This window comes from Pelomonas sp. Root405, from assembly GCF_001425165.1.
Classification (GTDB): Bacteria; Pseudomonadota; Gammaproteobacteria; order Burkholderiales; family Burkholderiaceae_C; genus Pelomonas.
The window spans coordinates 114,525-140,983 of sequence record NZ_LMDU01000018.1 but is presented as its reverse complement, the minus strand read 5'-3'; the positions used below and the strand labels follow the sequence as shown (position 1 = coordinate 140,983).

At 67.4% G+C, this 26,459-nt stretch carries 22 protein-coding genes; 13 read left to right on the top strand and 9 right to left on the bottom strand.

The features are described 5' to 3' along the window. Positions 1-3: 3 nt before the first annotated feature. Positions 4-4,236: a DEAD/DEAH box helicase gene (locus ASC81_RS26030; protein WP_056274313.1), complete on the bottom strand. Its 4,233-nt coding sequence runs from the start codon at positions 4,234-4,236 to the stop codon at positions 4-6. Positions 4,237-4,436: 200 nt separating this feature from the next. On the opposite strand from ASC81_RS26030, the gene ASC81_RS26025 reads away from it, so the two are divergent. Continuing rightward, positions 4,437-5,048: a hypothetical protein gene (locus tag ASC81_RS26025; protein ID WP_056274310.1), complete on the top strand. Its 612-nt coding sequence runs from the start codon at positions 4,437-4,439 to the stop codon at positions 5,046-5,048. Positions 5,049-5,146: 98 nt separating this feature from the next. On the opposite strand, the gene ASC81_RS26020 is transcribed toward ASC81_RS26025, so the two are convergent. Both ASC81_RS26020 and ASC81_RS26015 read right to left on the bottom strand, forming a co-directional pair. After that, positions 5,147-6,664 carry a DEAD/DEAH box helicase gene (locus ASC81_RS26020; RefSeq protein WP_056274307.1) on the bottom strand — a complete coding sequence of 506 codons (1,518 nt, stop codon included), beginning with the start codon at positions 6,662-6,664 and terminating at the stop codon, positions 5,147-5,149. Between the two features lie 143 nt (positions 6,665-6,807). Then, positions 6,808-8,388: an ABC transporter substrate-binding protein gene (locus tag ASC81_RS26015; RefSeq protein WP_056274303.1), complete on the bottom strand. Its 1,581-nt coding sequence runs from the start codon at positions 8,386-8,388 to the stop codon at positions 6,808-6,810. Between the two features lie 90 nt (positions 8,389-8,478). Between ASC81_RS26015 and ettA the strand changes: the two genes are divergently transcribed. The 4 genes from ettA to ASC81_RS25995 all read left to right on the top strand — a co-directional run bounded on the left by ettA (position 8,479) and on the right by ASC81_RS25995 (position 12,945). After that, on the top strand, positions 8,479-10,143 hold the full coding sequence (ettA, locus tag ASC81_RS26010; RefSeq protein WP_056274301.1) for an energy-dependent translational throttle protein EttA: 1,665 nt from the start codon (positions 8,479-8,481) through the stop codon (positions 10,141-10,143). A 106-nt stretch (positions 10,144-10,249) separates the two neighbouring features. Continuing rightward, positions 10,250-10,747, top strand: coding sequence for a Spy/CpxP family protein refolding chaperone (locus ASC81_RS26005; protein ID WP_056274298.1), 498 nt, complete (start codon positions 10,250-10,252; stop codon positions 10,745-10,747). Positions 10,748-10,838: 91 nt separating this feature from the next. Continuing rightward, a complete protein-coding gene (locus tag ASC81_RS26000) occupies positions 10,839-11,555 on the top strand; it encodes a response regulator (protein WP_056274296.1) in 717 nt (238 codons plus the stop codon). 19 nt (positions 11,556-11,574) lie between these two features. Beyond that, complete coding sequence (locus ASC81_RS25995) at positions 11,575-12,945, top strand: ATP-binding protein (protein WP_056274293.1); 1,371 nt, start codon at positions 11,575-11,577, stop codon at positions 12,943-12,945. Here the strand turns inward: ASC81_RS25995 and ASC81_RS25990 are convergent. The 3 genes from ASC81_RS25990 to trpS are packed head-to-tail and all read right to left on the bottom strand — an operon-like array spanning position 12,942 to position 15,702. Then, complete coding sequence (locus tag ASC81_RS25990) at positions 12,942-14,285, bottom strand: MATE family efflux transporter (RefSeq protein WP_056274291.1); 1,344 nt, start codon at positions 14,283-14,285, stop codon at positions 12,942-12,944. The two genes, ASC81_RS25995 and ASC81_RS25990, sit on opposite strands and share 4 nt — an antisense overlap. Beyond that, positions 14,282-14,692 (bottom strand): DUF3717 domain-containing protein, encoded by a 411-nt coding sequence (locus ASC81_RS25985; RefSeq protein WP_056274288.1) that lies wholly within the window; start codon positions 14,690-14,692, stop codon positions 14,282-14,284. Before ASC81_RS25985 ends, ASC81_RS25990 begins: the two co-directional genes overlap by 4 nt. Further along, complete coding sequence (gene trpS / locus ASC81_RS25980) at positions 14,689-15,702, bottom strand: tryptophan--tRNA ligase (protein ID WP_056274286.1); 1,014 nt, start codon at positions 15,700-15,702, stop codon at positions 14,689-14,691. Before trpS ends, ASC81_RS25985 begins: the two co-directional genes overlap by 4 nt. 58 nt (positions 15,703-15,760) lie before the next feature. Between trpS and purN the strand changes: the two genes are divergently transcribed. The 4 genes from purN (at position 15,761) to ASC81_RS25960 (ending at position 19,610) form a co-directional block, all read left to right on the top strand. Further along, positions 15,761-16,393: a phosphoribosylglycinamide formyltransferase gene (gene purN / locus ASC81_RS25975; protein WP_056274284.1), complete on the top strand. Its 633-nt coding sequence runs from the start codon at positions 15,761-15,763 to the stop codon at positions 16,391-16,393. 24 nt (positions 16,394-16,417) lie between these two features. After that, the gene (locus ASC81_RS25970) at positions 16,418-17,680 is read left to right on the top strand and encodes an RsmB/NOP family class I SAM-dependent RNA methyltransferase (RefSeq protein WP_056274281.1); all 1,263 of its coding nucleotides are present in this window, start codon (positions 16,418-16,420) and stop codon (positions 17,678-17,680) included. Positions 17,681-17,811: 131 nt separating this feature from the next. Next, positions 17,812-19,026, top strand: a complete 1,215-nt coding sequence (locus ASC81_RS25965) for an acyl-CoA desaturase (protein ID WP_056274278.1) — start codon at positions 17,812-17,814, stop codon at positions 19,024-19,026. 98 nt (positions 19,027-19,124) lie between these two features. Further along, positions 19,125-19,610, top strand: coding sequence for a DUF3016 domain-containing protein (locus ASC81_RS25960; RefSeq protein WP_056274274.1), 486 nt, complete (start codon positions 19,125-19,127; stop codon positions 19,608-19,610). 93 nt (positions 19,611-19,703) lie between these two features. Here ASC81_RS25960 and rpmG read toward each other — a convergent pair whose 3' ends face one another. The 3 genes from rpmG to trxB all read right to left on the bottom strand — a co-directional run bounded on the left by rpmG (position 19,704) and on the right by trxB (position 21,301). Then, positions 19,704-19,874: a 50S ribosomal protein L33 gene (rpmG, locus tag ASC81_RS25955; protein ID WP_056274272.1), complete on the bottom strand. Its 171-nt coding sequence runs from the start codon at positions 19,872-19,874 to the stop codon at positions 19,704-19,706. 45 nt (positions 19,875-19,919) lie between these two features. Beyond that, a complete protein-coding gene (gene rpmB, locus ASC81_RS25950; protein ID WP_056274269.1) occupies positions 19,920-20,153 on the bottom strand; it encodes a 50S ribosomal protein L28 in 234 nt (77 codons plus the stop codon). A 188-nt stretch (positions 20,154-20,341) separates the two neighbouring features. Then, on the bottom strand, positions 20,342-21,301 hold the full coding sequence (gene trxB / locus ASC81_RS25945; RefSeq protein ID WP_056274266.1) for a thioredoxin-disulfide reductase: 960 nt from the start codon (positions 21,299-21,301) through the stop codon (positions 20,342-20,344). Between the two features lie 164 nt (positions 21,302-21,465). On the opposite strand from trxB, the gene ASC81_RS25940 reads away from it, so the two are divergent. The 4 genes from ASC81_RS25940 to ASC81_RS25925 are packed head-to-tail and all read left to right on the top strand — an operon-like array spanning position 21,466 to position 26,446. Then, the gene (locus tag ASC81_RS25940; RefSeq protein WP_056196243.1) at positions 21,466-22,134 is read left to right on the top strand and encodes a Crp/Fnr family transcriptional regulator; all 669 of its coding nucleotides are present in this window, start codon (positions 21,466-21,468) and stop codon (positions 22,132-22,134) included. 16 nt (positions 22,135-22,150) lie between these two features. Then, complete coding sequence (locus ASC81_RS25935; protein ID WP_056274263.1) at positions 22,151-24,538, top strand: DNA translocase FtsK; 2,388 nt, start codon at positions 22,151-22,153, stop codon at positions 24,536-24,538. Positions 24,539-24,548: 10 nt separating this feature from the next. Continuing rightward, positions 24,549-25,154 carry an outer membrane lipoprotein chaperone LolA gene (gene lolA, locus ASC81_RS25930; protein WP_056274261.1) on the top strand — a complete coding sequence of 202 codons (606 nt, stop codon included), beginning with the start codon at positions 24,549-24,551 and terminating at the stop codon, positions 25,152-25,154. After that, positions 25,151-26,446, top strand: coding sequence for a replication-associated recombination protein A (locus tag ASC81_RS25925; protein WP_056274258.1), 1,296 nt, complete (start codon positions 25,151-25,153; stop codon positions 26,444-26,446). Before lolA ends, ASC81_RS25925 begins: the two co-directional genes overlap by 4 nt. Positions 26,447-26,459: the final 13 nt, after the last annotated feature.

Below are 26,459 nucleotides of genomic sequence, written 5' to 3'. Positions count from 1 at the left end.
GGGTTACGCGTCGTCCAGCAATGCCGCCAACGCCGCCGCGTCCAGCGGGCTGGCCTGCCCGTCGCCTTCGAGCATGCCCTCGGCCAGGCCGCGCTTGTCGCGGTGCAGCTCGATGATCCGCTCCTCCACCGAGCCGGCCGTCACCAGCCGGTAGACGGTGACGGGTCTTGCCTGGCCCATGCGGTGGGCGCGGCCGGCCGCCTGGTCTTCGGCGGCGGGGTTCCACCAGGGGTCGACGATGAGCACGTAGTCGGCCATCGTCAGGTTCAGGCCGAAGCCGCCGGCCTTCAGGCTGATCAGGAACACCTCGCCCTCGCCACGTTGAAAGGCCGCGACGCGCTTCGTCCGCTCGGGCTGCGGTGTGCTGCCGTCCAGCCGCTGGAAGGGCAGGGCCATCTGCGTCAGGCGCTCACCCAGCAGGTCCAGGTAGTCGGTGAACTGGCTGAAGACCAGCGCCTTGTGGCCGCCGTCCACCAGCTCGCGCACGATGCGCTCGAACTCCATCATCTTGCTGCCCACCAGGCCCAGCTCGGGCGATACGAGGCGCGGGTCGCAAGCGGCGCGGCGCAGGCGCATCAGCTCGGCCAGCACCTGCATCGGCGCGGCGCGTTCGTTGCCCGCTGCGGCTGCGGCCACGGCGGCTTGCGCATCGCGGCGCAGCGCTTCCAGGAAGTGACGCTCCTGTTCGGAGGGCTCCACGCGGTGGACGATCTCGGTCCGTGGGGGCAGGTCTTGCAGCACCTGCGCCTTGGTCCGGCGCAGCAGGAAGGGCGCGACGATGCGGCGCAGCCGAGCCCGTGCGGCCGCGTCCTGCTGGCGCTCGATGGGGCCGGCAAAGCGCTCGTTGAACTGCTGCGGTGTGCCCAGCAGGCCGGGGTTGATAAGGTTCATGATCGACCACAGGTCCGCCAGCCGGTTCTCGACCGGCGTGCCGGACAGCGCGAGTCGGAAGTCCGCATCGAACTCGGCAACCGACTTGGCCCGCTTCGTGGCGGCGTTCTTCAGCGCCTGGGCTTCGTCCAGCACCAGCGTGCCCCAGCGGCGTGCGGCAAAGCCCTCGGCGTCGATCTGCGCCAGCGCGTAGCTGGCGACGACGACATCGCCCGGGCCGGCTGCGGCCAGCATGGCGCTGCGGTCAGTGGCTTCGGCGTAGACCTGCACGGTCAGGCCGGGCGCAAACGCGGCGCACTCGGCCGCCCAGTTGCCGCAGACCGACGTGGGCGCCAGCACCAGGGCCGGGCCCTGGGCGCTGCGGTCGATCAGCAGCGCCAGCGTCTGCACCGTCTTGCCCAGGCCCATGTCGTCGGCCAGGCAGGCGCCGAAGCCGGCGGCGGCCAGGCGGCTCATCCAGGCGTAACCCTCGGCCTGGTAGCTGCGCAGCTCGGCGCGCAAGGACTTGGGCGGCTGCGGCTGCAACGCGGCGGCTGCAGTGAGCTGGTCCACCCGCGCCCGCCAGGCCTTGTCGCCGCCCAGGCTGACCCCGGCCAGGCCCTGGTCCAGCCACGCCGCGCTGGCATGGGGCAGCTGCAGTTCGCCCTTCCTCGTCTGCGCCAGCGAGTCCAGGTCGCGCAGCTGCTGGCGCAACTGCTCCGACAGCGCCAGGTAATGCCCCTCGGCCATGCGCACGAAGCGGCTCTTGCTGGCGCGGCTGAGCGACAGCAGTTCCTGCAGACCGACGACGCGGCCTTCCTCGACCTGCACCTCGCCCGCCACGCCCAGCCAGTCGCGGCCGCTGCTGACCTGGATCTGCACCGCTGCGCCGTCGACCGGCAGCACGCGCACCGGCTTGCCCTTGGGCCAGTCCAGCGCGGCGATGCCGGGCAGCCCGGGCAGGCGCTCGACGGCAGCCAAGGCCTCTTCGGCATCGGCCAATAACCATGGCTGGTCGGGCGGCTGCTCGGGGTCGAGAAAGGGCAGGGCCTCGATGACGGCGGCGCGGTGGCCGGCCTCGGCGCCCAGGTCGCGCTCGGTCGCCAGGCTCACGCCCTCGTGCAGGCACATCAGCCGCGCGCGGCCCAAGCCTGGCGTGACGGCGGGGCCGAAGTCGCCAAAGGGCTGCGCCACCAGCAGCAGCGACAAGCCTTCGCCTTGCGGTGTCAGGCGGGCATGCAGCCGGCTGTCGCCTGACACACGTTCTCCGGCGTCCGCGTCGCTGTGCAGCTGGAAGTGGCCGGTCAGCACCTGCAGCGCCGCGCCCAGTTCGGCGGTGGCGTGGGCCGGCACCTTCCAGCCCTGGGTCACCAGCTCGGCGACGCGGCGCTGCGTCGGCGTGATGCGGATCAGCCGCGCCCGACCAGGCCCTTCGCGCAGCACGCGCTGGGTGTTGCGGCGCTCGCGCTCGGCGTCGGCCTGGGCGCCATGCAGCATGCCGGCATGCGGCGGCTCGGCGGCGACCAGCGGCGGGTGCAGGTGGAACTCGAAGGCGTCATTCGGCGGTGTGCCCACGCGGCGGACTTCCAGCTCCGGCAGGCCTTCGGCAAGCTCGACCCACTGGCCCGGTGCGTCGGCAAACATCAGGTGCGGGTGGCCGATCAGCGCGACCAGGGCCTGGCTCACGTCCAGGCGCAGGTCGTGCACGCCGGCCCAGGCATCGCGCTCGATGTGGCGCAGCACCAGGTTGTCGCGGCTGCGCTGGGCGCCTTGCTTCTTCAGCTTGGCCAGCGTCACGGCCTTGAACTTGGTGATGCCGCGTGCGCTGGTGCTGATCTCCAGCGGCTCCAGCGTGTGCACGCGGCCAGCGCCGTCGAGCTTCAGCTGCCAGGCCAGCTCGGGCTTGGTGGCGGCGCCGGCGGGCTTGCCGTCGTCGCTGAGGGCGGCGATGGCGGCGAGCGCATCCTGCCAAGCCTGGCGCGGCTGGCCGAGGTAGTTGGCGACGCGGGTCGGGCCGGTGCCGGCCAGCTCCAGGCGTTGCAGCGCTGCGCTCAGATAGTCAGCCAGCAGCGCTTCATCGGGGCCGAGGCGGGTGAGCAGGGTTTGCGCAAGCTGGGGTGTCCAGCCCGGCGCGGGCTTGCCCAGCCAGGCGGCGAGCAACAGGCGGTCCGCCGGCGCGGCGTCGCCCGGCGCGCGGGGATGGAAGGCGGCTTCGAGCCAACTGTCCTCGCCCAGCTTGACGCCGATGCCGTGTGCCCACAGGCCCCAACTCTCGTACGCAGTCGGGCTGCGGCTGCCGGACTCGGCAATCGCGTACTTGCGCGCCTGCGCCCAGGCCTTGGGGTCGTCCTGGGCCAGCAGGCTGAGCAGATAGAGCCGCGCGGTGTCCAGCGACAGCGCGTTGCGGCGGCTGCGGCTGGCGGTGTGGATGGCCTTGATGGCGGTCTCGAAACCGGCGCTGGCCTCGGCCCAGCGGCCGGCGACGAGGGCGCCCGTGGCGGCCAGCAGCGTGACGCCGGGGCCGGCCAGGCCGCTCAGGTGCTGCTCGGCGCTGTCCAGCTGCAAGGCCAGCATGTCGGCCTCGGCGAGGCGCACGCGCATGGGGATGCTGAGCGGCTGGGTGGTGGCCTGCAGCGCGGCGCGCAGTTCGGCGCGAATGGAATGGCCGGCGGGCAACACGTCCAGCAGCTGGCCCAGTAGCCCGTCGCGCAGGTCGGCGTCGATCTGGCCCAGCAGTCGGGGGCACCACGGGTCGACCAGCGCCTGCACGGCCAGCATCGGGGAACTCAGTTCCTGCAGACGGGTGGCGAGCAGCTCGTGGAACTCGGCCCCCGGCATGCCCGAGAAGATCATCAGGCGCAGCATCGTGCGCATGTCATCGGGACCGCGGAAGTTGACCCAGCCGATAGGGTCTTGCCAATCGCCTCGGCCCGAGCCCAGCAGCCACAGGCGCTGGCGCCAATAGCGCTCGGCGCCGGGCGCGGCGAGCAGCGCCTGCAGGCGCTCGACATGGTCGCCGAGCGAGACGCGCGTGCCCTTGCCCGCCAGCCCCTCGGCGCGGCCTTGCAACACGAGGGCCTGCAGGCCGTCGCGGGTGGCGTAGTGATCGAAGGTCTCGCCGTTGGCACGCTCGCGGCCGGTCAGCGACAGCCACTTCATGCCGGCGTTGATGCTGGCGGTGCCGCCGAGCAGCAGCAGGGCGTCGAGCAGCGTCTGCAGGTCGGCCTCGGGCAGGGCGTCGGCGAGCTGCTGGCTCCGCTGCGCGGCCTTCAGGTCCTGGATCTTGCGCAGCATCTCGTCAGCGGTGACGACGCTGCCGTCGGACAGGTTGAACTGGAGTAGCGGGTCGAGCGGGGGGCGGGCCATGGGCGGAATTAGATCAGCCCCTCCCGGGGATCCGGGTCGGCGGCGCCTGCGTTTCAACGGTTTCGGCAAGCGGCAGCCGCCTGCTGCAATTGAAACCATCGCACCCGTTGGGGAAACGGCCTTGATACCGCCGATCCAGACACTGATCTGCATCGCGACACGTCGTCGTGAACCGTTTCAAACCCCACAGGGAGATCACCATGTCTTTGCGTCACATCCTCATCGGCGCGGTCGCGCTGGCCTGCAGCGCCGCGGCTCAGGCGGGCCTCGTCAACTACAGCTTCGTGGCCAAAGGCCTGGACGCGGCGACCGGCGGAACGCTGTCGGGCAGCCTGGTGGTGGACATGAATGCCGTCGACTCGGATCCGGCGCTCACGCGCGGTGCCTACAACAGCGGCGCCAAGATATCGGGCGGTGTTTCTGGGGGCGTGCAGGACGGCATGGCGTACACGAATGAGAGCAAGCGGATCTTCGTCGACGCGGATACGGACAGCTTGTTCAGCTTCATTGACCTGAACGATCCGTGGCCCGTCTTCCAGCTGTCCTTGCAGGGGACAGTGGGCGTGGATGCGCTGACGACGGGCGCCATGCCCTACCTGTATCTTGAGGACTTCCAGTACCGTCATGAAATCCGCTTCCAGATGCCCAACGAGAAGCAGTACCGCTACGAGATCACCGCGTTGACGAGCAGGGACCTGCCACCCCGTGACGGCGCGAATGAGCTGCCGCTGCCCGGTACCGCGTCGCTGGTCTTGGCGGGTCTGCTGGGCCTCGGCTGGACCAGGCGCCGGGCCGCCACGCAGCTGCCTTGAGGGCCAGCTGGCGATGTGCGAGCCATGAGCCGCAGCGGTCGCCCAGCAAAAACGGCCTGCCCCCGTGAGGGACAGGCTGTGCAGGCGAAGCCTTGGACTCAGCGCTTGGGCTGCGTCAGGCGGGGGCCGTTGTTGTGGCGCGGGGCGCCGCCGTTGTTGCCGCGTGCAGGCTGGGCACCTGCGGCGCGAGGCGCATGCTCGGCATGCGGCTTGGGCGCCGTCTTGGCACCGCCCACGCCGGTGTGGCCGGCGGGCCTGCCGCCGCCACCTGAGCGGCCCTGGTTGTCACGGCCACCGTCGCGCGAACCGCCACGGCTGTCGCCACCACGGCCACCACCGCCGCCACCGCCCCGGCCACCGCGGCCGTTGGCGCCAGCCGGCGGGTTGGGGTTGCGGCCCCGGCTGCCGTTCGGGTTCAGCACGGTGCGGCCCAGCACGATGGGCTCGGCGCGCTCATTGGGGTCGGGTGCGAAGCCGGGCACGATCTCCTTCGGGATCTCGCGCTTGATGAGGCGCTCGATGTCCTTCAGGAAGCCGTTCTCGTCGACGCAGACCAGGCTGACTGCCTCGCCCTGGGCGCCGGCACGGCCGGTGCGGCCGATGCGGTGAACATAGTCCTCGGCCACGTTGGGCAGCTCGAAGTTGACGACGTGCGGCAACTGATCGATGTCGATGCCACGCGCGGCGATGTCGGTCGCTACCAGGCAGGTGAGGTCGCCGGCCTTGAAGTCGGCCAGCGCCTTGGTGCGCGCGCCCTGGCTCTTGTTGCCGTGGATGGCCATGGCGCTGATGCCCTGGTCGTTCAGGTAGTCGGTCAGGCGGTTTGCGCCATGCTTCATGCGCGTGAAGATCAGCACCTGATGCCAGGGCTGTCCATCCTGGCCACCCTTGATCAGGTGGGCCAGCAGTTCCTTCTTGCGCTCGCGGCCGACCGGATGCACCTTCTGCGCGATGGCGTCGTTGGTCTGGTTGCGGCGGGCCACCTCGATCAGCGCCGGGGCGTTGAGCAGGCGGTCGGCGAGGTTCTTGATCTCGTCGCTGAAGGTCGCGCTGAACAGCAGCGACTGCTTCTTGGCCGGCAGCAGGGCCAGCACCTTCTTGATGTCGTGCACGAAACCCATGTCGAGCATGCGGTCGGCTTCGTCGAGCACCAGGATCTGCACTTGGGACAGGTCCAGCGTGCCTTGCTGGGCGTGGTCAAGCAGGCGGCCCGGCGTGGCGACGAGGATGTCGACGCCGTCGCGCAGCTTGTTGATCTGCGGCTGCATGCCGACGCCGCCGAACATGACCATGCTCTTCAGCGGCAGGTACTTGCCGTAGGTCTGCACGCTTTCCTCGACCTGGGCAGCCAGCTCGCGGGTGGGCGTCAGCACGAGGGCGCGGATGGCGATCTTGCCGCGCTTGTTCAGCACCTTCTCGCCGGTGGACAGGCGGTGCAGCAGCGGCAGCGTGAAGCCGGCGGTCTTGCCGGTGCCGGTCTGGGCGCCGGCCAGCAGGTCACCACCGTTCAAGACGGCGGGAATGGCCTGGGCCTGGATGGGGGTGGGGGTGGTGTAGCCCGCGTCGGAAATGGCGCGCAGCAGGGGCTCGGCCAGGCCGAGAGTTTCGAAAGTCATCGAGTTGGGAAGTGAGCACGCCTGTTCGCATCGGCTGCCGTTGCAACGGAGAGTCGCAACCAGTCTTCGGGCAGCCGGGCGGCGTGCAGGGGCTGAAAAGAGAACGCCGCGCAAGACTGAGAAGCGCGGCGGATGGCGGCATTCTACTTGGCAGAAATCTTGACCCAGTCGACGCTGAGCCAATTGGCCGGGGAATGCGACACGCTGACGCCGGCCTTCATCGCCCAGGGGATGACCTGGCGGTGCAGCGGGATGAGGTTGGCCTGCTCGCGATAGGCCTGCAGCGCAGCCTTGACCAGAGGCTCGCGCTTGGCGGGGTCGGTCTCGATGCTGGACGCCGCGGCGAGCGCATCGGCCTTGTCATTGATGATGCCGCTGTAGTTGCCGACCCCCACGCCCTGTTCGCCGCGGTTGCGCAGCACGGGCGTCAGCATCACCTCTGCGTCCACGGTGCCGCCGCCCCAGCCGGCCAGATAGAGACTGGTGTCGTGCTTCTCGACCTTGGGGAAGAAGAGGGTGCGCGGCATGGCGTTGACGCGCACCTTCACTTTCAACTGCGCCCACATGCTGGCCACCGCGACGCAGAGCTTTTCGTCGTTGATGTAGCGGTTGTTGGGGCAGTCCATCGTCACCTCGAAGCCATCGGCATAGCCGGCCTCGGCCATGAGCTTGCGCGCAGCGGCGAGGTCGTAGGGCAGCCGCGTCTCCAGGGCGGGGTCGTTGTAGCTGCCCAGCGGCGACGGCGTCAGTGCGCCGGTCGGCGACGAGTAGCCGGCCATCAGCTTGGTCTTGATGGTCTCGATGTCGATGGCCTGGTAGAGCGCCCGACGCACGCGCACATCCTTGAACGGGTTCTTGCCCCCGGGCGCCTTGCCATAAAGCAAGCTGTCGCGCGTCTGGTCCATGCCGAGGAAGACGAGGCGGTTCTCCGGGCCGTCGACGACCTTGAGCCCGGCCGTGCGGCGCAGCCGCTCGATGTCGCGCGAGGGCGGGTCCAGCACGAGATCGAGTTCGCCGGTGATCAGCGCTGCGGTGCGGGTGGCGTCGTTGGAGATAGGCGTGAAGCTGAACTCCTGGACATTGCCCTGGTCGGGCGCGCTGCGGCCCCACCAGTCGGGGTTGCGCTTGTAGGTGGTCTTCACGCCCGGCTGGCGGCTGACGAGCATGAAGGGCCCCGTGCCATTGGCGTTCAAGTTGGCGTAGCTGTCTTCCTTCTCCTTGAAGTTCAGCGGCCGGGTCACGCGGTGCTGCTCGCACCAGCGCTTGCTCATCATGAGCAGGTTCATCAGGTGCTCACCGAAGATCGGGTTGGGCTTGGGCAGGACGAACTCGACGGTCAGCGGGTCCACGGCCCTGGGGATGCCGACGGCGTTGGCGTAGACGCGGAATGGCGAGTTGGGATCGCGCAGGCGCTGCATCGAGAAGATGACGTCTTCGGCACTGAAGGGGCTGCCGTCGTGGAACTTGACACCCGCGCGCAGCTTGACGCGCCACAGCAGCGGGTTCACCTGCGTCCATTCGGTGGCCAACGAGGGTCCCAGGGTCTGGTCGCGGTTGCGCCGGAGCAGGAACTCGTAGATCTGGTTGTTCAGCGAGGTCGTCAGCAACTCGTTCTGCGAGTGCGGGTCCAGCGTTTGCAGGTCGCCTTGGGCCGACCAGCGCAAGGTCTGGGCCTGGGCAAGGCTGGTGGCGAGGACAAGCAGGGTCGCGAAAAGACGGTGCATCTGGCTTCCTTATTCCGGGCTCGGCGACAATAGCAGGCAACGCAGGCCCCTCGGGGGCCTGCCGCCATTTCAGCCTCACAGGATTTGCCCATGGCCCAGTACGTCTTCTCAATGAACCGCGTCAACAAGACGGTTCCCCCCAAGCGCCACATCCTCAAGGACATCTCGCTGAGCTTCTTCCCCGGCGCCAAGATCGGCGTGCTGGGCGTGAACGGCTCGGGCAAGTCGACCATCCTGAAGATCATGGCCGGCGTCGACAAGGAGTACGAAGGCGAGGCCACGCCGATGCCGGGCATCAAGATCGGCTACCTGGAGCAGGAGCCGCGCCTCAACCCCGACCAGACCGTGCGTGAGGCCGTGGAAGAGGGCATCGGCGGCGTGCTGGCCGCCAAGAAGCGCCTGGACGAGGTCTACGCGGCCTACGCCGAGGAAGACGCCGACTTCGACGCGCTGGCCGCCGAGCAGGGCGAGCTGGAAGCCATCATTGCCGCCGCCGGCTCCGAGAACACCGACCTGCAACTGGAACTGGCCGCCGACGCGCTGAACCTGCCGCCCTGGGACGCCGTCATCGGCGTGCTGTCCGGCGGCGAGAAGCGCCGTGTCGCGCTGTGCCGCCTGCTGCTGTCCAAGCCCGACATGCTGCTGCTGGACGAGCCCACCAACCACTTGGACGCCGAGTCGGTCGAGTGGCTGGAGCAGTTCCTGCAGCGCTTCCCCGGCACCGTGGTGGCCATCACCCACGATCGCTACTTCCTGGACAACGCCGCCGAGTGGATTCTCGAACTTGACCGCGGCCACGGCATACCCTGGAAGGGCAACTACTCCGATTGGCTGGACCAGAAGGAAAAGCGCCTGGAGACCGAGCAGAAGTCCGAAGACGCGCGCATGAAGGCCATGAAGGAGGAACTGAAGTGGGTTCGCTCCAACGCCAAGGGCCGCCAGGCCAAGAGCAAGGCGCGCCTGGCCCGTTTCGAGGAACTCTCGGACGTCGAATACCAGCAGCGCAACGTGACGAACGAAATCTTCATCCCCGTGGCCGAGCGCCTGGGCAATGAGGTCATCGAGTTCGAGAACGTCAGCAAGAGCTTCGGCGACCGCGTGCTGATCGACAACCTGTCGTTCAAGGTGCCGGCCGGCGCCATCGTCGGCATCATCGGCCCCAACGGCGCCGGCAAGTCGACGCTGTTCCGCATGCTGCAGGGTGTGGAGCAGCCGGACAGCGGCACGGTCAAGATCGGCAAGACGGCCAAGATGGCGTTCGTCGACCAGAGCCGCGAGAGCATGGAAGCCGACAAGACGGTGTGGCAGGACGTCTCCGGCGGCCTGGACAACATCATCGTCGGCAAGTTCATCATGCCGAGCCGGGCCTACCTCGGCCGCTTCAACTTCAAGGGCAACGACCAGCAGAAGCTCGTCGGCGCACTGTCCGGTGGTGAGCGCGGCCGCCTGCACCTGGCCAAGACGCTGGCCCAGGGCGGCAACGTGCTGATGCTTGACGAACCGTCCAACGACCTGGACGTCGAAACCCTGCGCGCGCTGGAAGAAGCGCTGCTGGAGTTCGCCGGCTCGGCCATGGTCATCAGCCACGACCGCTGGTTCCTGGACCGCATCTGCACCCACATCCTGGCCTGCGAAGGCAACTCGCAGTGGTTCTTCTTCGACGGCAACTTCCATGAGTACGAAGCCGACAAAAAGAAGCGCCTGGGCGAGGAAGGCGCGCGCCCGAAGCGCATGCGCTTCAAGCCGATCAAGTGATTACCGAGGGCGGACAACGGGACACAGTTCTTTACCCCCGCCCCAACGAACCCATACAGGGGCCCTGGAAGATGACCTCACCCCATCCTCTTCCAGGAGACCTCTGATGAAAGCCTTCCAGATCCCCAACCTGTTGCGCGTCGGCACCGTGGCCGCCGCTTTGGCCTTGGGTGGCGTTGCCGCCCAGGCAGGTGGCCATGGCGGCCATGACGGTCATCACCGTGGCGGCCATGCCGCGATGGCCGAGGGCGGCATGTTCGGTGGGCACTTGGGCCACATGCTCGACATGGTCAACGCGACGGACTCGCAGCGCAGCCAGATCGAAGCCATCTTCAAGGCGGCGCGCCAGGATCTCTCCGGCCAGCGCGACGCCGGCAAGAAGCTGCACCAGCAAATGGCCACGCTCTACACCGCACCCAACATTGACGCCGCGGCCATCGAATCGGTGCGCGCCCAGATGAGCGCCCAGCGCGAGGCCGCCGCCAAGCGCATGAGCCAGGCCAGCATCGAGGCCGCCCGCGTGCTGACGCCCGAGCAGCGCAGCAAGATCGGTGAAGTCATGAAGAAGCGCATGGCCCGCCACGCCGCCCGCCAGGCCGGTTGATTGATCGGCAACCAGGAGTTCTGCGATGCTTGAGCCCCGACCGGCCGGCGCCGATGCGCGCCGGCTTCCCTCCCTCTCGCATGCCCCGGTGATGAGTGTCCGACTGCTGTTGATCGACGACGACGCCCGCCTGACCGGCATGGTGGGCGACTATCTCCGTGCCGCCGGCTTCGAGGTCAGCACGGCGGGCACCTTGGCCCAGGCCCGCGAGGCCCTGGCCCATGGCCGCTTCGAGTTGCTGGTGCTGGACCTGATGCTGCCGGACGGCGACGGGCTCGACTTCTGCCGCTCCCTGCGGGGCGACCCGCGCTGGCGCCACCAGCCGGTGCTGATGCTGTCGGCGCGCGGCGAGCCCATGGACCGCATCCTCGGCCTGGAGCTGGGCGCCGACGACTACCTGGCCAAGCCCTTCGAACCGCGCGAGCTGCAGGCACGCGTCAAGGCCTTGCTGCGCCGCCTGGAGCCCAAGCTGGACGGTGACGAGGTGCTGCGCTTCGGCCGCCTGGAGATCGACCTTGCCGCCCGCGTCGCTCGCCTGGACGGCAAGATCTGCGACCTGACCAGCCACCAGTTCGACCTGCTCGTCGTGCTGGCGCAAAGCCCAGGCCGCGTGCTGAGCCGCGACCAGATCATGGACGCGCTCAAGGGCCATCCGCTGGAAGCCTTCGACCGCTCCATCGACGTGCACATCTCGCGCATCCGCGCCGTCATCGAGGACGATCCCAAGAACCCTCGGCGCGTACTGACGGTGCGTGGCGCCGGCTACGTCTTTGCCCGCAAGCAGGACGCCGACTCAGACTCCGCCTGAATCGCCTGAAGCGCCTGAATTGAAGTCGCTCTACGTCCGCATCTACCTGACGCTGGTCGCGTTGCTGCTGGCGTTCGGCTTCGGCTCGGCCTGGCTGTTCCAGCGCCACATCGAGCAGGAGCGCGGCAACGTCGAGATCGCGGCCGGCGAGCGGCTGAATGCGATGGCCGGGCTGCTCAAGCTGGCGTTGCCGCCAGTCACGGCCCCGCGCGAGGACCAGGCGGCCGTCTTCGTCGACTGGGGCCAGCGCCTGCGCATGCCGCTGGCGCTGGAGGATGCCAACGGCAAGCGCATTGCGACGACGCGCATGTTCCAGCGCCGCGCCAGCGATCCTGCGGCCATCATCGTCAGCGCCGAGCTGGGCGACGGACGCAGCCTGGAGATGGTGCGCACCATGCGCCCGCCCAGCGCGCCGGGTGGCGCCTCGGGGCCGGGCGGTCCGGCAGCCGGCCCGCCCAGGACGGACGAAGGCCCCTGGACCAGCCCCTGGCTGCACCGCCCCGTGTCGCCCGGCGCGCCAGCCGTGTCGACGCTGGCGGTTGTGCTGCTGCTTCTATTCATCGGCGTGGCCGTGGGCGCCTACCCGGTCGTGCGCCGGCTGACGCGCCGGCTGGAGGCGCTCAAGCGCGGTGTGGAGCAGTTCGGCGCCGGCCAGCTCGCCCACCGCGTGGATGACAGCGGCCGCGACGAGGTGGCGGCGCTGGCGACCAGCTTCAACCAGGCCGCGGATCGCATCCAGACGCTGTTGCGCTCCCACCAGACCCTGCTGGCCAATGCGAGTCATGAACTGCGCTCGCCGTTGGCACGGCTGAAGATGGCCTTTGCGATGCTGGACGGCGCGGCGCCGGCCCAGCGAGAGCGCCTGGGGCGCGAGATCGACGTCAACATCGCCGAGTTGGATGCCCTCGTCGAGGAAGTGCTCCTGGCCAGCCGCTTGGAAGCGGGCAGCGCCGTCGGTGAGACCCAGGTGGTGGAGTTGCTGGCACTTGGCGCCGAAGAGGCCGCACGCGCCGAGACGGCTTTCGAGCCGGCGACCGACTCCGCCCGCGTTGACGGCGAGGAGCGCCTGCTGCGTCGCGCACTGCGCAACCTGCTCGACAACGCACGCCGCTACGGCGGGCCGGATGTGGAGCTGACGCTCCGGCCGGTGGCCGGCGGCTATGAACTCGTCGTTGCCGACCGCGGCCCGGGCGTGCCTGACGACCAGCGCGAGCGCATCTTCGAGCCCTTCTACCGCCTGCCCGGCCATGCCGAGATGGCTGGCGGTGTCGGGCTGGGGCTGAGCCTGGTCAAGCAAATCGCCGAACGCCACGGCGGCAGCGTGCGTTGCCTGGCGCGCGATGGTGGCGGAAGCCGCTTCGTGCTCTTCCTGCCGGCGGCGAAGGCCTAGCGGTTCTCGTCAAAAACGCGCTTCAGCAGCAGGCTCAGCAGCACCGCCGCCGCGATCAGCCCGGCCGTTGCTGACTGCCAGAAGCCCAGCGCGCCGTTGCCGTTCGCGCCGAATGCGAGGAAGTAGCCACCGCCCAGTCCAAAGCCCCACAGCGCGATGACGTAGATGACCATGGGCAATGTGGCGATCTGGTAGGCGCGCAGCACATGCGCCGCCACCGTCTGCAGCGCATCGCCGAGGTGGAAGAACCACACCCACACCAGCAGCGGCAGCGCCGCAGCGGCGGCTTCGGGGTTGGACGTGTACAGCGCCACGATGGGCTCGCGCGCCAGCGCGACGACGGCGCCCACGGTCGCGGCGACCAGGGCGCCCAGCACCATCGCATGCCGACCGACGATGCGCGCCTCTCGCTTCTGGCCGGCGCCCAGGTGCTGGGCCACCAGCGTGAGGGCAGCCATGGCCAGCGCGAGGGAGATCATGAACATCATCGCGACGAGGTTGACGGCGATCTGGTGACCGGCCACCGGCGTGGCCCCGAGCCGGGCGATGAAGAAGGCCATGAAGGTGAAGCCCGTCACCTCCACGAGGATGGAGCCGCCCATCGGCAGCCCGAGCCGCACCAGGCCTGCCAGCTGCGCCCAGTCCGGCCGGGTCTGCCACAAGTGCTGGATCTGGAAAGGCAGGTAGAAGGCGTCGCGGCGCAGCAGCATCATGGCAACCAGGGCCTGGCCGATCATCGCGATGGCTGTGGCCCAGCCGCAGCCGGCCACCCCCATCGCAGGAATCGGTCCCCAGCCGAAGACGAGCACGGCATTCAGCGGTACCTTGGCCGCCAGGCCCGTCAGCTGCATCGCCATGACGGCCTTGGGCCGGCTCACCGCCGTCGAGAAGCCGCGGAAGGCTGTGAACAGCAACGCCGCCGGGAGCGCGAAGGCCTCGGGCCGGGTATAGGCCTGCACCTTGGCGGCCTGTGTCGGGTCTAGCTGGGCGAGCCACACGAAGGGATCGGGGAACCACAGCATCAGGCAGCCCGGCACGCACAGCAGCACGGCCAGCCACTGCGCCTGGACGAAGCTTTCGCCGGCGTTGGGCAGGTCATCGGCGCCAAATTGCCGCCCTGCGATGGGGCCGATGGCTAGCACCACGCCCATCAGGCCGACAAAGATCGTCACATAGGCCGCCGAGCCGACCGCCAGCGCAGCCAGGTCCTCGGGGCCAACGCGTCCCATCATCAGCGTGTCGATGGTGCTGAACATCATCACGGCGATCTGCCCGACCAGAACGGGCCAGGCCAGCGGGACGAGGCGGCGGACGCTGTCGGTGAACCTGATCCTGGTCATCGCGTGACCCGTTCCGCGTAGCGATTGAAGCGCCAGGCGGTGCCTTCCTGAACGATGCGATGCCAGACGACGCGCTTCTCGAAGGGGTCGAGCGCGGGCCAGTGCTGTACCTCGTCGAAGCTGCGGCCGCAGCCTTTGCAGATGGCGTCACCCTGGGCGGTGGAGCAAATGGCGATGCAGGGCGAATCGGGCGTGGTCGCGTACCAGGTCATCCAGGCGTCCAGCGCCTTGGGCTTGAGGGCGGCGGCCTCAACTTCGGCGGCGCGGCTCAGGGCCAGCACGGCATAGGCTTCGGCCAGCGCGCGCACCTCGGGTGCAGCGCTGATGCCGTCGGGCGACGGCGCGCGCTCGCGCCACCAGTTGATGGCCGCTTCGAGGTCGGTGACGTGAATGGAGGCAGAACTCAAGCCACCAGCCCCATCACCGCGCGCACCTCGCGCAGGGTCTTGCGCGCCACCGCACGGGCGCGCTCGGTACCGACTTCCAGCGTCCACTGCACCTGCTGCGGGTCCAGCGCCGCGGCGCGCTCGCGCCAGGGCGCCTGCTCGCGCTGGATGGCTTCGATGAGCGGCTGCTTGCAGTCCAGGCAGCCGATGCCCGCCGTGCGGCAACCGGTCTCGCAGGCAGCGCGTGTCGCCTCATCGCTATAGATCTGGTGTAGCGGCCAGACGGGGCAACGCGCCGGCTCGCCCGGGTCGTTGCGGCGCACGCGCTGTGGATCGGTCGGCATGGTGCGGACCTTGGCTTCAACGACCTCGGGCGCCTCGCGCATCGCGATGGCGTTGTCCAGGCTCTTGCTCATCTTCTGGCCGTCCAGGCCCGGCACCCGCGCGGTCTCGGTCAGCAGCGCCTGGGGCTCGACGAAGACGGGCGCGGTCTCCGCATAGAGCCGGTTGAAGCGGCGCGCGACTTCGCGGGTCACCTCGACGTGCGCGGACTGGTCCTCGCCCACCGGCACACCGGCCGGCTTGTAGAGCAGGATATCCGCCGCCTGCAGCAGCGGATAGCCCAGGAAGCCATAGGTGGCCAGCTCTGGGTCGGCGGCGACCTGGTCCTTGTAGCTGGGCATGCGCGCCAGCCACGAGGACGGCGTGCACACGGCCAGCAGCGTGAACAGCTCGGCGTGCTCGGGCATGCGGCTTTGCAGGAAGAGGGTGCAGCGCTCAGGGTCGATGCCGGCGACCAGCCAGTCGGTCACCATCTCGTAGACATGGCGCGTCAGAGCCTCGCCGCTCGGGCGCTGCGTGGTCAGCGCATGCCAGTCGGCGACGAAGAAGAAGCAGTCGTGGCTGTCCTGCAGCCGCACCCAGTTCTTGATGGCGCCGTGGTAGTGGCCGAGATGCAGGGCGCCGGTCGGGCGCATGCCGGAGAGGACGCGCGGGCGGCTTGGCTGGAGGTTCTGAGCTGGGTTCGACATGGGGCGCGGATTGTCGCCTGCCGCTCATGCGTGGGCGACGCCCCTACACTGCCCGGTGATGAAGCGACTGGTGATTCTGATTTCGGGGCGAGGCTCCAACATGGAGGCCATCGTCAAGGCCTGTGCGGCCGAAGGCTGGCCCGCGGAGGTGGCCGCCGTCATCAGCAACCGGCCCGATGCGGGCGGCCTGCAGTTCGCCGCCGCGCACGGCATTGCCACCGCGGTTGTCGACCACAAGGCCTACGCCAGCCGAGATGATTTCGATGCCGAGCTGGCCCGCGTCATTGATGGCTTTGCACCTGATCTGGTCATCCTGGCCGGCTTCATGCGCATCCTGACGCCCGGTTTCACCGCCCGCTATGCGCGCCGCATGCTCAATATCCATCCGTCGCTGTTGCCGTCCTTTACAGGGCTGCACACGCATGAGCGCGCGCTGGAGATGGGTTGCAAGATTGCGGGCGCGACGGTGCACTTCGTCACCGCTGAGCTGGACCACGGCGCCATCGTCATGCAGGGCGTGGTGCCGGTGGGGCCGGGCGACGACGCCAAGGTGCTGTCCGCCCGGGTGCTGACCGTCGAACACCGCATCTATCCGCAATCGGTGCGCTGGTTTGTCGACGATGCGTTGGTGTGGGACGGCGAGCGCGTCGCGCACCGCGACGGCGCAGCCCAGCAACTGCTGCTGACGTGAACGGCGCGTCGGGATAATGCCGGGATGCATCCGAATGCCCTCCTGGAGCTGTGCGCCGAGCTGATCGCCGACGTCAACCAGCTCGACGCCCCGGCCGACTCCACCGTCTCCGCCTTTTTTCGACAACACAAAAACCTCGGTCAGCGCGAGCGCGCCGCCCTCGCCGAGACCGTCTACGCGCTGCTGCGCGAGCGGATCAAGTTCCAGAACCTGGCCCAGAGCGGCAGCGGCTCCATGCATCGCCGCCTGGCCATGTTGGCCTGGCGCGGCAATGCGGCCTTCTTGCGCGGCGCCCTCAGCCCGCAGGAGCAGCACTGGCTGGACCAGGTCCAGGCCATCGACCCGATGAGCCTGGCGTCCAAGATGCGCCACAACATGCCCGAATGGCTGGCTGAGCCGCTGCTGGCGCGCCTGGGCGAAGAGGAGTTCTGGAAGCTCGCCACCGCGCTGAACGAGGCGGCGCCGCTGGACCTGCGAGTCAATGCGCTCAAGCTCAAGCGCGAGGAGGCCCAGGAGCAATTCAAGGCTGCCGGCATCGAGGCGGTGCCCACGCCGTATTCACCGCTGGGCCTGCGCATTGATGGCAAACCGGCGCTGCACAAGCTGGAGCTGTTCACCAGCGGTGGCGTCGAGGTGCAGGACGAAGGCAGCCAGCTGCTGGCCCTGCTGCTGGCACCCAAGCGCGGCGAGATGGTGGTGGACTTCTGCGCCGGCGCCGGCGGCAAGACGCTGGCCCTGGGCGCGGCCATGCGCAACACCGGTCGGCTTTATGCCTTCGACACGTCCGGCCACCGGCTGACGGCGATGAAGCCGCGCCTGGCGCGCAGCGGGCTGTCCAACGTCTATCCGGCTCAGATCGCGCACGAGCGCGACGACCGCATCAAGCGCCTGGCCGGCAAGATCGATCGTGTGCTGGTGGACGCGCCGTGCTCCGGCCTGGGCACGCTGCGCCGAAACCCCGACCTGAAATGGCGCCAGTCGCCCCAGGCGGTGACTGAACTGCAGGCCAAGCAGCGCGCCATCCTGGCCAGCGCCGCCCGTCTGGTCAAACCGGGCGGCCGGCTCGTTTACGCAACCTGCAGCCTGCTGGACGCCGAGAACGAGTTGATCGCGGCCGAGTTCGCCGCGGCCCATCCCGGCTTCAAACCGCTGGCGGCGGACGAGGCGCTGACCAAGGCGCAGGTCGAGCGCGCCGACGAACTTGTGGAAAACGGCGCTCTTCGCCTGTGGCCGCACCGGCATGCCACGGACGGCTTTTTCGCCGTGGCGTGGGAACGGTCGGCTTGATCCGCATCAAGGATGCGCGCCGCATCGCACGTCTACGCTCGATTGCGGTGCCCGCTGACCCTGATTTCTGGGGGCGCTCCCCTACAATTGCCATTCCTTCGCATACCCACGTTGGGTGAGGTCTTGGACGCATGAACGAAATTCTGAACGGGCTGGTGAACTGGCTGAGCGATGGCCTGATCGGTGCCAGCGGCTGGCAGGTCTTGGCCTTCACCTTGGTGGTGACGCACATCACCATCTCGGCGGTGACGATCTTCCTGCACCGTGCTCAATCGCACCGCGCGCTGGAGCTCGGCCCCATCCCGTCGCATTTCTTCCGTTTTTGGCTTTGGCTGACGACCGGCATGGTGACCAAGGAGTTTGTCGCCATCCACCGCAAGCACCACGCCAAGTGCGAGACCGAGGAAGACCCGCACAGCCCGCAGACGCGTGGCTTGAAGGCGCTCCTGCTGACCGGCGTCGAGTTATATCGCGCGGAATCGCGCAATGAAGAGACCATGCGCAAGTACGGCCTGGGCACGCCGGACGACTGGATCGAGCGCAATCTCTACACCCGCTTCTCCTGGCAGGGCGTGGCGCTGATGCTGATCCTGGACCTGCTGATGTTCGGCGCCATCGGCGCGACGGTCTGGGCCATCCAGATGGCGTGGATTCCCGTTTGGGCGACCGGCGTCATCAACGGTATCGGCCACTACTGGGGCTATCGCAACTTCGAAGCCCCGGATGCGTCGACCAATGTGGTGCCCTGGGGCATCCTGATTGGCGGCGAGGAACTGCACAACAACCATCACACCTACCCGACCTCTGCAAAGTTCTCGGTCAAGAAGTTTGAGTTCGACATCGGCTGGGGCTATATCCGCGCGATGGAAATGATTGGCTGGGCCAAGGTCCGAAAGACCGCCCCCAAGCTCAGCCTGGGCGAAATCAAGCCGGCCGCCGATGCACGGACCTTGGAAGCGCTGATCGCCAACCGCTACGAGGTCATGGCCAGCTACGCCCGCAGTCTGAAGGCAGCTTGCGCCGCTGAATTGGCCAAGGTAAAGGCCGACGGTGGCAGGCACAGCGAGCGTTTCACGCAATTCAAGCTGGCCAAGCGTTGGCTGCACCGCGATGAAGACCGCATCCCGGCTGAGGTGCACGGCGATCTTGCCCATGTTCGTGCCGCCAGCCCCGTCATCGACAAGCTGGTGACGATGCGCGAAGAGCTGCGTCAGCTGTGGACCCGCACCAATGTATCGGCCGACCAACTGGTTGCCGATCTGCAGGCTTGGTGCCGCCGCGCCGAGGAAAGCGGGATTGCAGAACTGCAGGCCTTCTCGATGCGCCTGCGCGCTGCGCACGTCTGACCGGCGTTTCTCCGGTGTAAAGGGCGCCTTTCTGGCGCCCTTTTTTCTTGGTCTGGCCTAGACTCGGAGCGTGCAGACGCTCAATTAGGAGGCATGCCATGAAATACCGCTGGATCGCTTTGAGCTTGGTGGCCATCGCGGCCACCGCACGTGCCGACGTGCAGGTGAATTTCGTCCAACCCGAGAAGTTCTCGGACATCAAGGACAACCACGGCTTCAAGCAGTTGGAGCTGCTGAAAGACATCGAAGCCCATCTGGTCGAGCAGGCCGCGAAGCGCCTGCCCGGTCGCGATGTGCGCATCAACGTGACGGATGTGGACCTGGCCGGTGAGGTCGAGCCCTTCGGTCGTCGCATGGAGTGGTTGCGCGTGATGCGCAACATCACGCTGCCCTCCATCGTCTTCAACTACGAGGTTCGCGAGGGTGACAAGATCGTTCAGCAGGGCGAGGTCAAGCTGCGTGACATGAACTATCAGGACGGCTTCTACGGCTATTCGAACAGCGACACGCTTCGCGCCGAAAAGCGGATGATCGACCGCTGGTTCAAGGAAGAGTTCAGCCCCAAGATGGCTGCTGTGCGCTAAGTTTCAGTCTCGCCAAAAGACAAAACCCGCCAAGCGTTGCCGCTTGGCGGGTTTTTCATGAGTGCTTGTCTGGTCGGCTTGCGCCTACCGACATCACTTCAGCTTGATTTCCTTGTACAGGACATGCTTGCGCACCTTCGGATCGAACTTCATGAATTCGAGCTTTTCGGGCGTGGTTTTCTTGTTCTTGTTCGTCGTGTAGAAGTGGCCGGTGCCCGCAGTGGACTCCAGCTTGATCTTTTCGCGTCCGCCTTTGGATGCCATGGTCGTATTCCTTCAGTAGGTCAGTGAACGTCGATCAGGCTCGCCTTACAGCTCACCCTTGGCGCGCAGATCGGCGACGACTTGGTCGATGCCGACCTTGTCGATCAAACGCAGAGCGGCATTGCTGATGCGCAGGCGAATCCAGCGGTTTTCCGATTCCACAAAGAAGCGGCGGTATTGCAGATTCGGCAGGAACCGACGCTTGGTTTTGTTGTTGGCGTGGGAAACATTGTTCCCGACCATGGGCTTCTTGCCCGTGACTTGACAGACGCGTGCCATTGACGCTTCTCCGGTTTGACTTCGTTGACCAGCCGTTCTTGCGAACAGCCCCTTGACCGCAAATGCCTGCTAAACCTCGCCCCGGCGAAATTTCGACGGGGAAAAGCGCGATCCATCCGGCAGGCAAGCCCGCGAGTATAGCGGCAAACCCGCAGATGCTCTTCTCGGGACGGCGCCGAGGCTGCAGATCAGCCGTTTTCCTGGTCTAGGAAGCGCTGGGCGTCCAAGGCCGCCATGCAGCCCGTGCCGGCGCTGGTGATGGCTTGACGGTAGACATGGTCCTGCACGTCGCCGGCTGCAAAGACACCGGGGACGCTGGTCATCGTCGCGAAGCCATTCAGCCCGCTCTTGGTGAGGATGTAGCCGTCCTTCATCTCCAGTTGACCCCTGAAGATGTCGGTGTTGGGCTGGTGGCCGATCGCGATGAAGCAGCCATGCACCGTGATCTCGGCCTTGCTGCCGTCGTGCACGTTGAGCGTGCGAACGCCGGTCACGCCCGAGGCATCACCCAGCACCTCGTCGAGTTGCTGGAACAGGTGCAGCTTGATCTTGCCGGCGGCAGCCTTCTCCATCAGCTTGTCCACCAGGATGGGCTCGGCGCGGAACTTGTCGCGGCGGTGAATGAGGTGGACGGTGCTGGCGATGTTGGAGAGGTAGAGCGCTTCTTCGACCGCCGTATTGCCGCCGCCGACCACGCAGACTTCCTGGCCGCGATAGAAGAAGCCGTCGCAGGTCGCGCAACCACTCACCCCGCGGCCCATGAAGGCCTGTTCGGACTCCAGGCCGAGGTACTTCGCCGATGCGCCGGTCGCGATGATCAGGGCATCGCAGGTGTAGGCGCCGCTGTCGCCTGTCAGTGTGAACGGGCGCTTGGAGAAGTCGACCGCGTTGATGTGGTCAAAAACGATCTGCGTCTGGAAGCGCTCGGCGTGTTGCTGGAAGCGTTGCATCAACTCGGGACCCTGCACGCCCATGACGTCGGCCGGCCAGTTGTCGACCTCGGTCGTGGTCATGAGTTGACCCCCTTGCGCCATGCCGGTGATCAGCGTCGGCTTGAGATTGGCACGGGCGGCATAGATGGCGGCCGTGTAACCGGCGGGGCCCGAGCCGAGGATGAGCAGGCCGTGATGTTGGGTAATTGCAGTCATAGCGAAGAGGTGAGGGCGACATGGGCGTCTCGCAAGGGCGTCCTAGGGGTGAAAACCCAGGCCTAACCCGGTGCAGAGATACCTGCCACGTGTGCACAATGCACGCCATTTTAGGCAACCGGCTTTTCTGCCGTTAGCCTGAGGCCCAAACCTGGAGAGTGCATATGGCGATGATTTCCAATCTGGACCTGATCCGGCGTGTTCCGCTGTTCTCGATGCTGACCACCGACCAGGCTCAGTCCATCGCCGACAGCGTCGTCAAACGCCGCTTCAAGCGCGGTGAGTTGATCGTCGAACAAGGTACCAAGTCCAACGCCCTCTTCATCCTGCTGAACGGCCGCGCACGCGTGCTGACGGCAGACCACCGCGGGCGTGAAGTCATCCTCGCCGTGCTGCAGTCGGGCGACTATGTGGGCGAGATGAGCCTGATCGACAACGAGCCTCACTCGGCCACCGTGCGTGCCGAGGTGCAGACCGACATGCTGGTGCTGGGCCGACTGGAGTTTGCGCGCTGCCTGCCTGAGAGCAGCAGCCTTTCCTACGGCATCCTTCGTGGCCTGGTGGCGCGCCTGCGCAACGCCGACCGTCAGATCGAATCGCTTGCGCTGCTCGACGTCTACGGCCGCGTCGCCCGCACATTGCTGGACATGTCGGAGGACGAGAAGGGCATCAAGCTGATCCGCGGCAAGGTCTCGCGGCAGGACATGGCCAAGGTCGTTGGCGCGTCGCGCGAGATGGTCAGCCGCGTCATGAAGGATCTGGAAGAGCGCGGCGTCATCGAAACGCTTGAGAACGGTTCGGTCGTCATCAAGGAACGCCTGACCCACGATTGACAGTGACAATGCGGGGATGAGTTTTCCCCTCGGTTCACTGCTGGGCGGTCAGGATGCCGCCGGGGCCGCCAGCGAATCCGCCAGCCCTGCCAAACCCACGCGCCGCCAGGCGCCCAAGCCCGCCGTAGCGCCGCCATCGGCGGCCTCAAGGCTGCTGCGCACGCCACTTTGGCTCGCGCTGACGGCCATGCTGCTGGCGCTGCTGGTGCTGGCCCTTGCCACGCACGATGTGCGCGATGCCGCGTTCAGCTTCAGCGGCCAGCGCGACCTCGTCGGCAACCGGGTCGGCTCGTTCGGCGCCTGGGTGTCCGATGGCCTGTTGTACGTGTTCGGCTTCTCGGCCTGGTGGCTGCCGTTGCTGGCCCTGCGAGCCTGGTTGCGCGGCCTGGCCGGCTTGCTGCGGCATGACGCGCTGGAGCCGTGGCGCTGGAGCCGGCGGCTGCGTTGCTGGGCCGGCGTGCTGCTGCTGATTGCTGCGAGCTGCGCGCTGGAATGGAGCCGCCTCTACGCCGTCGAGCCGCGCCTGCCCGGCCACGCGGGGGGCATCATCGGTTACACGCTCGGCCCGTTGGGCATGAAGGGCCTCGGCTTTGCTGGTTCGGGCGTCGTCTGGATCGTGTTGCTGCTGACCGGCCTGTCCTGGGCGTTCCGCTTTTCCTGGGGGCACCTGGCTGAGCGCATCGGCGAGCGCATCGAGCACTTCCGCGAGCAGTACCTGGAAAAGCGCGAGATCAAGGCCGACCAGAGGTTTGGCGAGCAGGCCGTGAAGGAGCGCGAGCAGGAGGTCGAGGTCGAGCGTCGGATCGAGCGACAGGTCGAGGCCGAACATGCGCCGCTGGTCATCGAGGCGCCGGTCGTCGAGGTGCCGCAGTCGACGCGGGTCGCCAAGGAGCGCCAGCAGACCTTGTTCATCGATGCCGGCGATGCCAAGCTGCCGCAGGTCGACCTGCTGGACGCCGCGCCTGGCCGCCAGGAGACGGTCACGCCCGAGTCGCTGGAGATGACCAGCCGCCTCATCGAGAAGAAGCTGCGCGACTTCGGCGTGGAGGTGCACGTGGTCGCCGCCTCGCCCGGCCCGGTTATCACGCGCTACGAGATCGAGCCGGCCACCGGCGTGAAGGGCTCGCAGATCGTCGGTCTGGCCAAGGACCTGGCGCGCAGCTTGAGCCTGGTGTCCATCCGCGTCGTCGAGACCATCCCGGGCAAGAACTACATGGCGCTGGAGCTGCCCAACGCGCGCCGCCAGACCATCCGCCTGTCCGAGATCCTCGGCTCCCAGGTCTATGCTGACGCGTCATCCCAGCTGACCATGGGGCTGGGCAAGGACATCGTCGGCCTGCCCATCGTCGCGGACCTGGCGAAGATGCCCCACTGCCTCGTGGCCGGCACGACCGGCTCGGGCAAGTCGGTGGGCATCAACGCGATGATCCTCAGCCTGCTCTACAAGGCCGAGGCGCGCGACGTGCGGCTCATCCTCATCGATCCCAAGATGCTGGAGATGAGCGTCTACGAGGGCATCCCGCACCTGCTGGCGCCGGTCGTCACCGACATGAAGCAGGCCAGCAATGCGCTGAACTGGTGTGTCGGCGAGATGGAGCGGCGCTACAAGCTCATGTCCAAGATGGGCGTGCGCAACCTGGCCGGCTACAACAAGAAGATCGATGACGCCAAGGCCAACGGCATCAGCATTCCCAACCCGTTCGCGCTGAACAACGACGAGCCCGAGCCGCTGGAGCGCCTGCCTTTCATCGTCGTCGTCATCGACGAGCTGGCCGATTTGATGATGGTCGTCGGCAAGAAGATCGAAGAGCTGATCGCCCGCCTGGCGCAGAAGGCACGCGCCGCCGGCATCCATCTGATCCTGGCCACGCAGCGGCCGTCGGTGGACGTCATCACCGGCCTCATCAAGGCCAACATCCCGACGCGCCTGTCCTTCCAGGTCAGCTCCAAGATCGACAGCCGCACCATCCTTGACCAGATGGGCGCCGAGGCGCTGCTGGGCATGGGCGACATGCTCTACATGCCCTCGGGCACCGGTTTGCCGATCCGTGTTCACGGTGCCTTTGTCAGCGACGACGAGGTCCACCGCGTTGTGGAGTACATCAAGTCCCAAGGTGAACCGAACTACATCGAAGGCATCCTCGAAGGCGGCGTGCTCGACGGCATCGACGGCGAAGCGCCCGCACCGGGCGAGGCCGCCGGTGAAGCCGACCCGATGTACGACCAGGCCGTGGCCATCGTCCTACAACATCGAAAGGCGTCGATCTCGCTGGTGCAACGCCATCTGCGCATAGGCTACAACCGCGCCGCGCGGCTGCTGGAGCAGATGGAGAACTCAGGGCTTGTCGGTGCACTGGCGTCCAACGGCAGCCGTGAATTGATCATCCCCAAACGCGACGAATGATTTGAGACGAATGAAAAAACTCCTGTGCTCACTGGCTGTGCTCATCGCGAGTGCGGCCCATGCCGACGCGGTCGACGCGCTGCGCGAGTTCGGTCGCGACGTGAAGAGCGGCAAGGCCAACTTCACGCAGACCGTCACGTCACCGGACGGCAAGCGCAAGAAGGTCTCGTCGGGCAGCTTCGAGTTCCAGCGCCCCAATCAGTTCCGTTTCGCCTATGCCAAGCCGTTTGAACAGGTCATCGTCGCGGACGGCACCAAGGTCTGGATCTACGACGCCGACCTGAACCAGGCCAGCTCACGCAAGCTGGCCGAAGCGCTGGGCGCCACGCCAGCCGCGTTGTTGGCCGGCACCAACATTGAGCGCGACTTCGCGTTGAAGGCGCAGCCCAGCGAGGGCGGCATCGACTGGGTCCAGGCGACGCCCAAGCAGGCTGATTCGACCATCCAGTCGCTCAAGCTCGGTTTCCGCACCAAGGAACTGGCGGCGATGGAGATCGTCGACGGCTTTGGCCAGCGCTCGCGGCTGGATTTCAGCGCCGTGCAGGCCAACGTGCCCGTGGCGGCCGAGCGCTTTCAGTTCAAGCTGCCGGCCGGAGCGGACCTCATCGAGCAGTGAGCACAGCGTCTCTCTTCGACGCCGAGCCGCCCGCGCCGCCGCTGGCCGAGCGGCTGCGGCCGAAGACGCTGGACGAGGTCATCGGCCAGCGCCACCTGCTCGGCCCCGGCATGCCGCTGCGCGCGGCCTTCGAGGCTGGTCGGCTGCAGAGCATGATCCTGTGGGGCCCGCCCGGCGTCGGCAAGACGACGCTGGCCCGCCTGGTGGCTGGCGCCTTCGAGGCGCAGTTCATCGCCATCTCGGCGGTGCTCGGCGGCGTGAAGGACATCCGGGAAGCCGTCGAGCGCGCCCAGGTCGCCGCACAGCAAGGCCGCCGCACAGTGGTCTTTGTCGACGAGGTGCACCGGTTCAACAAGGCGCAGCAGGATGCCTTCCTGCCGCATGTCGAGTCCGGCCTGTTCACGTTCATCGGCGCCACGACGGAGAACCCAAGCTTCGAGGTCAACTCGGCGCTGCTGTCGCGAGCCCAGGTTCAGGTGCTGAAAAGCCTGGACGCGGGCGAATTGCAGGAGCTGATCGAGCGGGGGGCAGCCGAGCTGGGCATTCCGCCGCCGACGAAAGAGGCCGCCGACCGCCTCATCGGTTACGCCGACGGTGACGCGCGCCGTCTGCTCAACGCCCTCGAATCGGCCGCGTCCCTCGCCAACGGCCAGCCCATCGACGAGGCCCTGCTGGAACGCACGCTGGGCGAGCAGTTGCGCCGTTATGACAAGGGCGGCGACCAGTTCTACGACGTCATCAGCGCTTTGCACAAGTCCGTGCGCGGCAGCAACCCCGACGCATCGTTGTACTGGTTCGTGCGCATGGTCGACGGCGGCGTTGACGCACGCTACATCGCACGCCGGCTGATCCGCATGGCCAGCGAGGACATCGGGCTGGCCGACCCGCGCGCGCTGCGCATCACGCTGGATGCGGCCGACACCTACGAGCGCCTGGGTTCGCCCGAGGGCGAGCTGGCGTTGGCCGAGGCCGTCGTCTACCTGGCCGTGGCGCCCAAGTCCAACGCTGTCTACAAGGCCTTCAACGCCGTCAAGGCCTTCGTCAAGCAGGACCAGACGCGCCCGGTGCCCGTGCACCTCCGCAACGCGCCGACCCGGCTGATGAAGGAGCTGGGCTTCGGCAAGGCCTACCGCTACGCCCATGACGAGCCGGGTGGCTACGCCGCCGGCGAGCAATACCTGCCCGACGGGCTGGAAGGCCAGCGCTGGTACGAGCCCGTGCCGCGCGGCCTGGAGCAGCGCATCGGCGACAAGCTGGCCGAGCTTCGCCGCCTGGACGATGAAGCGACTTAGCGGCGCACTCCTT